Annotated in this window: 9 protein-coding genes and 2 pseudogenes; 6 read left to right on the top strand and 5 right to left on the bottom strand. The window is 72.5% G+C overall.

All coding sequences use genetic code 11. From position 1 onward, the window contains the following. Positions 1-950 (top strand): annotated as a pseudogene (locus tag STRAU_RS36375) (glycosyltransferase family 4 protein); the annotation flags it as partial. Here STRAU_RS36375 and STRAU_RS36370 read toward each other — a convergent pair. From STRAU_RS36370 to STRAU_RS36355, 4 genes are all read right to left on the bottom strand, one after another. Next, entirely contained in the window at positions 947-2170 is a 1224-nt protein-coding gene (locus STRAU_RS36370) for a hypothetical protein (RefSeq protein WP_259300093.1), read from the bottom strand. The pseudogene STRAU_RS36375 and the gene STRAU_RS36370 overlap by 4 nt on opposite strands. Positions 2171-2335: 165 nt before the next feature. After that, entirely contained in the window at positions 2336-3277 is a 942-nt protein-coding gene (locus STRAU_RS36365) for an N-acetylneuraminate synthase family protein (RefSeq protein WP_016645390.1), read from the bottom strand. A 14-nt stretch (positions 3278-3291) separates the two neighbouring features. Continuing rightward, positions 3292-4575, bottom strand: coding sequence for an N-acylneuraminate cytidylyltransferase (locus tag STRAU_RS36360; protein WP_016645389.1), 1284 nt, complete (start codon positions 4573-4575; stop codon positions 3292-3294). 125 nt (positions 4576-4700) lie between these two features. Then, positions 4701-6101, bottom strand: a complete 1401-nt coding sequence (locus STRAU_RS36355) for a DUF6716 putative glycosyltransferase (protein ID WP_037664273.1) — start codon at positions 6099-6101, stop codon at positions 4701-4703. Positions 6102-6299: 198 nt separating this feature from the next. Between STRAU_RS36355 and STRAU_RS36350 the strand changes: the two genes are divergently transcribed. From STRAU_RS36350 to STRAU_RS36330, 5 genes are all read left to right on the top strand, one after another. Next, positions 6300-7280, top strand: a complete 981-nt coding sequence (locus STRAU_RS36350; RefSeq protein ID WP_016645388.1) for a glycosyltransferase family 2 protein — start codon at positions 6300-6302, stop codon at positions 7278-7280. 29 nt (positions 7281-7309) lie between these two features. Beyond that, entirely contained in the window at positions 7310-8725 is a 1416-nt protein-coding gene (locus STRAU_RS36345; RefSeq protein ID WP_052029429.1) for a polysialyltransferase family glycosyltransferase, read from the top strand. Positions 8726-8937: 212 nt separating this feature from the next. Continuing rightward, positions 8938-9852: a class I SAM-dependent methyltransferase gene (locus tag STRAU_RS36340; protein ID WP_037664270.1), complete on the top strand. Its 915-nt coding sequence runs from the start codon at positions 8938-8940 to the stop codon at positions 9850-9852. 61 nt (positions 9853-9913) lie between these two features. Then, the gene (locus STRAU_RS36335) at positions 9914-10447 is read left to right on the top strand and encodes a MarR family winged helix-turn-helix transcriptional regulator (RefSeq protein ID WP_016645383.1); all 534 of its coding nucleotides are present in this window, start codon (positions 9914-9916) and stop codon (positions 10445-10447) included. 98 nt (positions 10448-10545) lie between these two features. Further along, positions 10546-11484, top strand: a complete 939-nt coding sequence (locus tag STRAU_RS36330; RefSeq protein ID WP_063890396.1) for a L,D-transpeptidase family protein — start codon at positions 10546-10548, stop codon at positions 11482-11484. A 152-nt stretch (positions 11485-11636) separates the two neighbouring features. Here STRAU_RS36330 and STRAU_RS36325 read toward each other — a convergent pair. Then, positions 11637-12475 (bottom strand): annotated as a pseudogene (locus STRAU_RS36325) (hypothetical protein); the annotation flags it as partial.

Below are 12475 nucleotides of genomic sequence, written 5' to 3'. Positions count from 1 at the left end.
CGGCCCTGGGCGGCCCCCGGCCCGCCGCCCCCGCGAGCCCCGCACCGGCACCGTCCCCCGGCGAAACCCCGCAGCGCCCCGCCCCCGCCGCCCGCGCCCGGGTGACCCCCGACGGCGGCGTGGCCATGAGCCTGACCCACGGGACGCTCCCCCAGGCCGACGCACCTCTGAACCTGGTGCTCCGCCGCCGCAAGGACCCCACCCGCCGGGAGGTCGCCCTCCCGGTACCACCGCCCACCCGCGCGGCGGAAACCGTCGTCACGCTCGACCGCGCGGCGGGGCACACCCTCCCGGAGGGCCGCTGGGACTGTTACGTCGTCCCGCGCGGCACGGCCGACCGCCACCGGCTGCGTGCCGAACTGGTGGAGACGGCGGCCCTCCTGGCCCTGCCTCCCCTGACCGACGCGCGCGGCGTGTCCGCGTGGATCCCCTACACCACGGCCGACGGCTATCTGGCCCTGCGCACCTGGCTGCGTCCCGCGCACGCGGAGGTGGACCACATCCTGATCAGCGAGACCTCCGCCACGGTGACGGCGACGCTCCTGGGCGACGCCCGTCTCCCGCCCGAGGGCGCGACGGTCACGGCGTCCCTGCGCTCGACGGACCCCGACCCCACGCGCGTCTTCGCGATGCCGGTACGCCTCGTGTCAGCCGCCCGATTCCAGTTCACGATCCCCTACGAAGAGGCCCTGGCCCACCGCCGCGCCACCCAGGACCCCGACTTCTGGGACCTGCGCCTGCTCCCGGCCCCCGCGGCCGCCCCGGTCCCCGTCGGCCGCATCGCCGGAGACCTGGTCGAACGCAAGAAGCCCGACACCCGCCCGTCCCGGGACCTCCCCCACCCCACCCACGGCCCGACCCGCGTCAAGCCGTACTTCACAGCGACGAACGCCCTGGCCCTGAGCGCCCGCCCCGCCTCTGAAGGTCAGCCCGCTGTGTCCGTTCCCTAGGCCGGAGCCGTCTGCCCCAGCGAAGAAGGCGCCCCCGCCGCGGTCGCGAGGCCCCCGGATTCCTCCGGGGGCGGGGCCGCCTGGGAGGCCAGCCGCTGTACGTCCCGTGCCGTTCCCGTGACCCCTGAGAGGAAGCCCTGGGCCCGGGGCGATGCCGAGTCCGTGAGCCAGGTGGGGTCGATGTCCATGACGGCGACCTTGACGTCGGTGCCGGCCAGGGCGAGGGGGAGGGTGTGGACGACGGTGGAGGGGAAGCTGAGGATGGTGCGACCGATGGGGCCCCGGCGGGCGATGAGTTCCAGGGGGAGGTCGGGGCGTACGACCTGGAGGCCGGTGTCGACGGCCAGGCGGTGCAGCTTCTCGGAGCTCTCGCGGCGGTGCGCGAAGTAGCGGGCCGCGCCGTGCGTGCGGGCCAGTGCCTGCACCGCCTCGATGTAGCGGTCCAGGTCCACCACGCCCGTCTCCACCAGGGACGTGCCGACCAGGTCCGCGCCCTTGGTGATGCGGGGCGGGCCGAAGCGGGCCCGGGTCCAGGAGAAGGAGTTGACCGTCACGGTCACCCCGTCCGGGGGCGTCTCGATCGGCATGGAGGAGAAGACCTCCACCCGGCGGTCGCCGCTCGGGCTCGGCGTCAGACGGCGGCGTGCCTTCGACGACACCGGCATGAAGACGACGTCGCGCGGGCCGGGGCGGCCGCCGCGGCGGTGCCAGCGCACCAGGCGTTCGCCGCGCGCCAGTTGGGAGATGAACTCCATCGTGGCGGTGCCGTCGTCCACGACCACCAGGTCGCGGGCGCGCGTGATGGTCAGCAGGAGTTGTACGTAGCGGGAGAACGGGTCGCCGATCACTATCCGACGGGCCCGGCGCAGCGGTCCGGCGAGGCCGCCGATCGTGTGGAAGGGCGCGGAGGCACCCCCGCGCGCCTCCTCCCAGCGCACATGGAAGCCCTCACCGCGCGCCAGTTCGGCCATGCGGCGGAGCTGGCCGCGGGTCATGGGGTCGGTGGGCGAGAGGACGACGAGGGTCAGCTCCTCCGGCGGGAGGTCACCGCCGCCCAGGTGCGGCGGGAGGTCGCCGCCGACGGTTCCGGAGCCCGCGCCTCCGCCCCGCCCCGTCGTGTACGCCCACTCCAGAACATTGAGCAACTGCACCGGCGACTCCACGAACGCCAGCGTCCCGCGCCGGGTCGTGGCGGCGCGCCGACCGCTTCGTACTGACATGAGTCCTCCCGTGCACAGCGGTGCGGCGGCCACCCGTGAAGCCGCCGAAGCCGGCGCCCCGGTGTTCTCCGGGGCGCCGGCGGTCCGGCGGGGGCTGCCCGCCGGTGTGAGGTCGAAGGGGCCGGGCGTCATGTCCGGCACCTGCCCACCGTGTCTGACGGTGCGTCAGACGGCGACCGGCTCACGGTCGCCCGTCTCGGTCTCGGCGACGACGCCCGCGACGCGGCGGAGCTTCTTCATCGGGCCGAGCTCGGACTCGTACACCTTCTTGACGCCGTCACCGAGGGACGCCTCGATGGTGCGGATGTCGCGGACGAGGCGGGACAGGCCCTGCGGCTCGACGGAGGCGGCCTGGTCGGAGCCCCACATCGCGCGGTCCAGGGTGATGTGGCGCTCGACGAAGGTGGCGCCCAGGGCGACCGCCGCGAGGGTGGTCTGCAGGCCCGTCTCGTGGCCGGAGTAGCCGATCGGGACGTTCGGGTACTCGGCCTGGAGGGTGTTGATGACGCGGAGGTTCAGCTCCTCGGCCTTCGCCGGGTACGTCGACGTGGCGTGGCAGAGGAGGATGTTGTCCGAGCCGAGGACCTCGACCGCGTGCCGGATCTGGCGCGGGGTGGACATCCCGGTGGACAGGATGACCGTGCGGCCCGTGGCGCGCAGGGCGCGGAGCAGCTCGTCGTCCGTCAGCGACGCGGAGGCGACCTTGTGGGCGGGGACGTCGAACTTCTCCAGGAAGGCGACGGCCTCGGTGTCCCACGGGGACGCGAACCAGTCGATGCCGCGCTTGGCGCAGTGCTCGCTGATGGCCTGGTACTCGGACTCGCCGAACTCCACGCGGTGGCGGTAGTCGATGTACGTCATCCGGCCCCAGGGGGTGTCGCGCTCGATGTCCCACTGGTCGCGCGGCGTGCAGATCTCCGGGGTGCGCTTCTGGAACTTCACCGCGTCGCAGCCGGCGTCGGCGGCCACGTCGATGAGCGCGAAGGCGTTCTCCAGGTCACCGTTGTGGTTGATGCCGATCTCGCCGGTGATGTAGACCGGGTGGCCGGGCCCTGCGGTCTTCGAACCGAGGGTGCGCAGGCGGTCGTTGGAGGCCGTGTTGCTCATGGCAGGAACTGTCCTTAACTGTTGAGGGAGGGGCCGAGGATCCAGGCGGCGATCTCTCGGATCGCGCCGTCACCGCCGGGTACGGAGGTGACCGCGCGTGCGGCGCCGCGCACGACGTCGTGGGCGCTCGCGACCGCCACGGGCCAGCCGACAAGGCCGAAGCACGGGAGGTCATTGACGTCGTTGCCGACGTAGAGCACGCGCTCGGGAGCGATGCCCTGCTCCTCGCACCACTGCTTCAGTGCGAGGTCTTTGCGGTCGATGCCGTGCAGGACGGGGATGTTCAGCTTCCGTCCGCGCGCGGCGACGACCGGGTTCTTCTCCGTGGACAGGATCAGCAGCCTCAGGCCCGACCTGCGCAGGGCCGCGATGCCGAGCCCGTCACCGCGGTGCACGGTGACGAACTCCCGTCCGTCGGAATCGATCAGCACCCGGTCGTCCGTCTGGGTGCCGTCGAAGTCGAGTACGACCGCGTCGATGTCGTCGCGGGTCGGAAGCGCCCCGTCGCGATCCGCGTCGAAGAGCGGGGCGAGGGCGCGGGCGCGGGCGAGATCGTGCGGGTCGTCGATCTCCAACACGCGCGCCGGATCGGTGCGTACGAGTTCGGTGTGGCCGAAGAAGCGGTGCTTGTGCTCGCGGAAGCCGGTCGCGGCCATGCCGTACACCGCGCCGGTCTCCAGGAGGTCCTGGGGGCGGTCCTGGCGGCGCGGGCGGAACGACTTGTCGTGGTTCACGCCGTAGCCGCCGGAGGTGACGGTGTCGGTGACGACCTTGGTCGCGCCGCCCTCGGCCGCGGTGGCCTCCTCGATGGCGGGCGGCTCGTCGCCCGCGTCGCGCCAGATGAAGCCGTGGAAGGGCGCGACCGTGTGCGCGCTGTCCGCGCCGCCCCGGGTGATCGCCCCGACCACGCCGTCGACGTCCTCGCGGGTGATGAAGGGGCTGGTGCACTGGACGAGCAGGACCACGTCGACCGTGACGCCGTGCCGCTCCTCGTACCCGTCCAGCGCGTGCAGGACCGCGGCCTCGCTGGTCGCCGTGTCACCGGCGATCGCGGCGGGGCGGAGCACCACCTCGGCGCCTGCGGCGCGGGCCGTCTCGGCGATCACCGTGTCGTCGGTGGACACGACCACGTCGGTGACCTGCGGCGAGGCCACGCAGGCGCGCACCGCGCGGGCCACCAGCGGGATGCCGCCGACCGGCGCCAGGTTCTTGGCGGGAACCCCCTTGGACCCGCCGCGCGCGGGGATGACGGCGAGGACGCGGCGTACCGGTTCGCCCTCTGGGTGGGGCTTGGACATGGAGGCTCCTTCAGGGGTGCCTGGTGGGGGGCTTGTCGGCGGGAGCAGTGGGGGATTCAGCCGGTCCGCTCCGGCTGCGGCCTGCGGCGGGATCACGGGGCGCCCGTCCGCACCCTGCGGCGGCGTCACAGCTCGCCCATCCGTCGGATGACCGGCGCGACGCGCTGCACGCCGTGGCGGTAGGCGCCGCGGGCGGCGCTGCGGACCGCCTGCCGGACGGGGCCGGGCTCGCGGTCCGCGGCGGGCGCGCCCGGCAGCGGGCCTGCGTCCGGGCCGAGGTGGTGGCGGGCGAGTATGCCGGGCAGATAGCCGGGGGCGGTGACCAGCGTGTAGTACGGCCGGATCGGCTCAAGGGAGCCGTCGCGGGACCGCTCGGTCAGCTCCGCCACGCGCTTGCGGGCCGCGTCGAAGGCCGTCTCGTACGCCCCGTCGGCGGCGACGCCCTGCCGCGCGACCCACTCGGGGTCCGGGGTCGGGCTGTGCCCGGCGTCGAGCTGGTCCCAGGAGGCGAGGCAGCCGGAGCCGATGAAGGCGTGGTTGCCGAGCGCCTCGCGCACCCCGAGGTCGGTGAGGACGGCCGTGGGGATGCGCCGGTGCAGCGCTTCCAGCGCGGCGGTCGAGCTGACCGTGACGAGCAGGTCGGTGCGGTCGAGCACCTCGCCCATGTGCCCGTAGACGAGGCGGAAGTTGGGCGGCACCTCCTCGCTGCGCACCAGCTTCTGGTACGGCAGCTCCTCGATGTGCGTGGTGTGCTCGCCGGGCTTGCTGCGCAGCTTGAGCAGGACCTCGCGCTCGGGGTGCCGCCTGGCGTGCTGGACCAGGCGGGACAGCAGGTAGCTGCGGTCGGCGCGCTTCTCCGGCACGGAGGGCTGGGCGGCGAAGACGACCGTGTGCGGCTCGCGCGGGGCGTACGGCTCGCCGCCGAGGAACGGCAGCGCGGCCTCCACGACACCGGACGCGTCGGCGCCCACGCCCTCGTACACATCGCGGAAACGCTCCGCGTCCTGGCGGGAGTTGGCGAGGACGACGTCCGCGCCGTGCCGGAGCAGCAGCCCGTCGGCGAGCTTCTCGTAGACCACGCCGACATAACCGGTGACGACGACCGGGCGGCGGGCGCGGCCGTTCCAGACGCGGGCGAGGCCGTGCAGGACGGCCTGGACGGCGCCGCCGACGAGCGCGAGGACGATGATGTCGTACGCGTCGTCGTCGCCGCTGTCCCGGCCGTTCGGCCGGGTGGCCTCGATCGCCTTCAGGAACTCGATGGCGGTGACCTCGCGCAGGCTGTCCGCGCGCACACCCACCTCTTCGAGCTGGCGGGGCGTGGGGGTGGCCCGGCCGCGCAGCAGGTATCCGTCGAGGTGGAGGCCCGCCCGGTCCCGCCCGTCCGCTGCCCGCACCGTGTTCGCTGCGGCCTCTGCGGCCTCCGTGGACCCCGCGAGGCGGCTCGCGGTGAGCGAGCCCCATTTCCATCGGGTGTCGGAGTCGGCGAGCACGGCGACCCGCGTCGTCTTGTTGCTTACTGGCACATCGCAGACGCTAGGAAGGCATTCCGATTGATGGCCCAACTCAGGTGCAACAAACGGTTAACAGCGTGCCGACGAATGGCGAAGCGGCCCGCCAAATGGGTGACGGGGTGCCCGGTTAACCATTCCGCCACGCTTCGTTCACCTGACATCCCACCCTGGGTCAAGACGAATGCCGGGCCGACACCTAACGTCTCGCACGTGGTTAAGCTCTCCGTCATCGTGCCGTTCTACAACGTGCAGCAATACGCGCCCGACACCTTGAAGTCCCTGCACGCGAACGCGCGTGACGACTTCGAATTCATTCTCGTCGACGACTGTTCGAAGGACGAGACGCCGGACATCCTGGAGCGTGCCGCGCGCGAGCTCCCGGGCGCCGTCCATCTCAGACATGAACAGAACGGGGGCCTGGCCACGGCCCGCAACACGGGTCTGGACGCGGCCCGTGGCGAGTACATCACCTTCCTCGACGGCGACGACTGGCTCGCGCCCGGGTATTACGGGCAACTGGTCGCGTCCATGGAGGAGTTGGGCTGCGACTTCGTCCGCACGGACCATGTGCAGTGCACGGCGCGCGCCCGCAGTGTGCACCGGGTGCCGCACGGCCTGCGCGGCGTGGTGATGTCCCCGCGCGACGTCATACTGCCCGCCGACCGCTCCACGTCCGTGGACTACGCCTTCGCCTGGGCCGGCATGTACCACCGCCGCCTGCTCGACCAGGGAATTCTGCACTTCACGCACGGGCTGCGGACGGCCGAGGACCGGCCGTGGATCTGGCGGCTGCACCGCGAGGCGAAGTCGTTCGCCGCCCTGGGGCTGCTCGGTGTGTTCTACCGGCGCGGCGTCTCGTCGTCCCTGACGCAGATCGGCGACGTCCGCCAGCTCGACTTCATCAAGGCGTTCGACCAGGTGGTGCGGGAGACGGCGGAGGACCGCGACGCGGACATCCTGCTCCCGAAGGCCGTGCGCACGTACTGCGCGATCATTTCCCACCATCTGGGATCCATCGAAAGGTTCGAGCCGGCCGTGGCCCGGAAACTGAAGTCGCTGAGCGCCGCCGCGCTCAAGCGCATGCCGCAGGGCGTCCTCGACGAGGCCCTGGACTCCATGGACATGCAGCGCGCGACGCGGCTGCGCCGGCTGCGCCGGCGTCCCGTCGCCGCCGGGGAGGTGGCCGCGTGAGCCCCGCAGGCCAGGCCGTGGGCGATCCCGTGCGCGACCCGCACGCCGCCGCTCTCGCCGCCGCGCGCCCGGACGCCCGCCGCCGCACCACGCAGATCTTCTTCGCGTCCACGCTGTACGGCGTCGCCACGCTGGCCGCCGCCCTGGACGCCGACCGCTTCGGCCCGGCCGACCGGCGCGTCCTGCTGATCGCCAACAACGCGGCGACCCCGGAGACCACGCCGTCCGTCGACACGATGCCGGGCTTCGAGCGGCTGCGCTCCCGCTTCGACGACGTGCTGTCCTGGAACGCGGCGATCTCGCCGTTCCACCCGGGCGCCTGGTCGCCCCGCGGCGACGACCTGCCGCTGTGGCAGCGCTATCTGCGGCTCGCCTGGGACCTCGGCGACGACAACGTCGAGCTGGCTGTGGAGTCGATCCAGGTCCACCCGGCGCTCGCGCTCGCGCAGATCTTCACGGGCGCGCCCGTGGACGTCTACGCCGACGGCCTGATGAGCTACGGCCCCACCCGCAACAAGATCGACCCGCTGGTCGGCACCCGGGTGCGCCGCCTGCTCCACCTCGACCTGGTGCCCGGCCTCAAGCCGATGCTGCTCACCGAGTTCGGCGTCGAGCCCGAGGTCGTACCGACCGACATCTTCCTGAAGGTCCTCGGCGAACTCGCCGCCGGCCCTGAAAGCACAGCCGAGTCGGGCGCGCCGGACGCGCTGCCCCAGGTCGAAGGCCCTGCACTCCTTCTCGGCCAGTACCTCTCCGCGCTGAACATCCTCACCGCCGAGGAAGAGGAGGACCTGCACGCGCGGATGCTGCGCGGCGCGGCCGCGCTCGGGCACACCCGGGTGGTGTTCAAGCCGCACCCGACGGCCCCGGCGCGCTGGTCGCGGCAGTTGGAGCAGGAGGCCGAGCGGCTCGGCGTCGAGCTGACCGTCCTGGAATCGCCGGTCCTCGCCGAGGTGCTCTACCAGCGGATGCGGCCCGCCCTCGTCGTCGGCTGCTTCTCCACGGCGCTGCTCACCGCCTCGGCGTTCTACGATCTGCCGGTGGCGCGCATCGGCACGGAGACGCTCCTGGAGCGCCTGAAGCCGTACGAGAACAGCAACCGCATCCCGGTCACCCTGGTCGACGCGCTGCTGCCCGACCTCGGCGACCGCGCGGCCGTCACCGGGGACCGCCGCGAGCCGGACCTGGCGGCGCTGTCCGCCCTGGTGCGGGCCGTGGGCTTCGCCATGCAGCCCAAGATCTACCCGAGCCTGCGCCCGGCCACGGAGCGCTATCTCGCGGCCCACCTGAACGACCGCACCTTCCGCTACTTCAAGAAGCGCCGGCTGACCGCGCTCGCGCTGCCCGGCGGGATCCCGGTGCAGCTCGCCTTCATCCCGCGGAACGCGGCGGTACGGAAGGTCGCGCGGCGGGCACGGTCGATCAAGCGGGCGGCCCTGGGCTGACGCGGGGGTGCGGGGCGCGGAAATGCCCCGCACCACGGCTGCGGGTAAGGTGAAAACCCGCTCACGTTCACGGGGAATTCACCTCCCCGGGGCTTCTCGGCCGTCCCGCGGATGTCCAAAAGCAGCATTGCGGCACGCGCCTTGACCGTGCCCGGGGTATCTCCTAGCGTCCTCGGGAACTTGCGTCCGCAACAAGAGAGTGGTTATCCCTCATGCCTGCTGCGCACGACACTTCCGCACTTCCCCGAGAGCTCAGCGACGTTCCCGGCTGGTTTCCGAATCTTGACCAGGTGCTGTTCGACTGGTTTCTGACCAGACAGGAGAGCCGCGGAGTGCGCGGCGATCTTCTGGAGATCGGCGTCTATATGGGCAAGAGTGCGATATTCCTCGGCCATCATCTGCGGGACGGCGAGGACTACACGGTCTGTGATCTTTTCGAGGACGAGGCACCGGACGGCGCCAACAAGGCGGAGTCCAACAAGTCCTATCCGACGCTGACGAAGCAGGTCTTCGAGCGGAACTACCTGTCGTTCCACGACGCGTTGCCGCGCGTCCTGCGCGGGCCGAGCTCGCTGGTGCCCGACGAAGTGCCGCCGAAGTCCTGCCGGTTCGTGCACGTCGACGCCTCGCATCTGTACGAGCACGTGTACGGCGACATCGGCGCGGCCAGGGACGCCCTGCTGCCCGAGGGGGTGGTGGTGCTCGACGACTTCCGCTCCGAGCACACGCCGGGCGTCTCCATCGCGGCCTGGGAGGCGGTGCTCAACCGGGGCCTCAGGCCGATCTGCCTGAGCACCCAGAAGCTGTACGGCACCTGGGACGACCCGGCTCCCGTGCAGGAGGAGCTGCTCGCCATGGTCCGCGGGCGGGACGACTGCCACCTGAGCGTGCAGGAGGCCGCCGGGCACCGGATCATCCGGGTCAAGTCCAAGAAGGGCATGCCGGCCCCCGCGTTCCCCCCGTCGCGACACCACCGCGCCCCGGAGCCCGCCGCCCGCACCGCCCCGCAGTCCCCCGCGGCCGGCTCCCGCAGGCCCCCCGCCGCCTCCTCCCGCGCCCGCCGGATCGCCGCCGACCTGCTGCCGCCGGTCGTCACACGCGCCGTACGCCGGGGCCGCGCGAGGTAGCCCCGATCCCGGAGCCCGTGGAGTTGACCTCAACCAAACTTGAGGTCCTACGTTCGTACGCATGACGAACACGGACACGAACACGAACGTAAGCACGGACTCGAAGGCGAACACGATCGCGAAGGGCGGGCCCTTCAGCCCCTCCCACAGCGATGCCGAGCTGGTCAACCAGCCGATCGGCTACTGGAGTTCGGCGGCCGGCAAGGCCGTCGTCCACCACATCCGCACGATGCTCGCGGAGAACGGGCTCACCCAGCCCCAGTGGTGGGTCCTGAACCAGCTCGCCGGCCACGAGGCGGGCCGCGACCGCAAGGAGGTCGTCGAAGTCCTGCGCGGCTACCTGGAGTTCGGCGAGGGGCCGCTGCACCACGACATCGACGCCCTGATCGGCCGCGGGCTGCTCACCCAGGAGACGCAGGACGGGCCGCTGCGCATCACCGAGGCGGGCACGGCGTTGCGGCAGCGGGTCGCGGCGTTGCAGCAGCGCACCCGGGAGGAGATCCACGAGGGCATCGACGACGCCGACTACGTACGGGCCCTGAAGGTGCTCCAGCGCATGATCTACAACGTGGACGGCCACGCCTGGCACCACTGACGGGCCCGGCGCGACGGCGCCCGGGCAGGCTTCCCAAGCATTCGCTCATGGGAAACACTTCGGGGAGTGATGTCCAGTGGAGTGACGTGGGGGATGCGATGAGCAGGGGCGCGATAGCCAGGGGGCGCGCGGCGGCGGGGGCTGTCGCGGCCCTGACCCTGGCGTGCGGGTGCACGGCGCAGGCCGTCGGCGCGGGCGGGAAGGGCGAGAAGTCGCCACCCGCCCGCACCTCTTCGGACAGAGCCGCCAAGTCGGCGCCCACGCCCAGGAGTTCGCCGACTCCCGAGCTGCCGAGGATGAAGTCGCCCGTTTCCCGGGCGGAGTTGCCCCCGTCGAAGGTGCCGAGCGCGCCGCCGCCCCGGCCGCGGCCGCGGGTCAGCACGCCGCCGCCCCCGCCCGAGCCCGGGCCGACGCTCCTGGCCCGTGGCCAGGACGGCAAGAAGGTGCGCGAACTCCAGGCGCGGCTGCGGCAGATCGGCTGGTTCGGGCAGCACCCGACGGGGACGTACGGACCTGTCACGGCGACCGCCGTCGAGGGCTTCCAGGGCAAGCGGGGGCTGCTCCGCACCGGTGCGACCGACACCCGCACCTGGCTCCGCCTTGTCGCGATGACGCGCGAGCCGACGCGGCACGAGCTGTACCCCGACGGCGGCATGCCGCCCGCCGAGCCGGACCGGCGCTGTCTGACCGGCCGTGTCATGTGCATCAGCAAGGAGAGCCGCACGCTGACCTGGATGATCGACGGCAAGGCCGTGACGACGGTCGACGTGCGCTTCGGCTCGGAGTACACACCGACGCGCGAGGGCGAGTTCCGGGTGTTCTGGAAGAACCGCGACCATGTGTCGACGCTGTACGACACCCCGATGCCGTACGCCATGTTCTTCAGCGGCGGCCAGGCCGTGCACTACTCGTCGGACTTCGCCGCGAGGGGCTACAACGGCGCGTCGCACGGCTGCGTGAACGTCCGCGACAAGAAGTCGATCGCGAAGCTGTTCAAGCAGGTCGAGAACGGGGACCGGGTGGTCATCTACCGGTAGTCACCGGTGCGGATGTGGGCGCGGGCGGAATCGGGGGAACGTATTCCGCCCGCGCCATTGGCACGGAGCCGTAGGTACGGGGGGAACCCCGGCTCGTGCGCAGCCGATGACCAGTCGGCTCACTTATTACTGCGTCACTGATTCAGAAAACGTCACACCCTGGCGGTGCGGCCTGGGTCACACTTCCGTGACGCCGTGCGGGTCAGAGGGTCGGCTGCGCGCTGTACGAGGCCGACGGGCGCGGGAACGGGGCGGGCAGCTTGATGGGCGGGGCGTGGCCGCCGGAGCCGCCGGGGCCTCCGGAGCCGCCGCCGCTCTGTCCGTCGCCGGGGCCGTGGGCCCCGCCGCCGTTGGCCCCGCCCGCCGTTGTCGTCGTCCCCGTCGTCGCCACCGCCGCCGTCGCCGCCGCCGTGGTTGTCCTTGCCGCCGCCCTTGCCGCTGTCCTCGCCGCCGAGGACGCGCTCGCAGAACTTGTCCACGCGCGCGGGGCCGCGGGCGAACTCCTCCAGCCTGCGGCGCTTGTCGCCCTGGAGCTCACCGCTGCGGTACGCCTGGCAGTGCGCGACCATGCGCTTGTACCACTTCTTCCGGGCCTCGCCGCGGTTGTGGCCCTCGTCCGGGCCGGGGCCGGTACCCGGGTCGGTGCCCGGCTCGTCGGCGGGCTCGTCGCCACCGCCGGTACCGCCGCCCCCGCCGGGGGTCTCGGTGCCCTCGGGCGGGGCGCTGGTCTCGGGGGCCTTGGTGGTGTCGTCCTCCAGGACGGAGCTGTCGTCGTCGGGCAGTTCGTCCGGCGGGTCGACCGTGTCGTCCGAGGGCGTGCTGAGCGGCTGCTCCGGCGTCGCCACCGGGGACGCGCTGGTCGCGGGCCCCTGTTCGTTCCGCTGGAACGGCGAGGGGATCACCCCGGTCCCGGCCGCGACGGCGACCCCGCCGACCATGCACGCGGCCAGCGCGGCGGCCGCCCCGAGGCGCACGGGGCGGGCCCAGCGGG

The sequence above is a fragment of the Streptomyces aurantiacus JA 4570 genome (assembly GCF_000414115.1).
Lineage (GTDB): Bacteria > Actinomycetota > Actinomycetes > Streptomycetales > Streptomycetaceae > Streptomyces > Streptomyces aurantiacus_A.
Note: the sequence above shows the minus strand (reverse complement) of the source record. Positions and strands in the feature narration are given on the sequence as shown.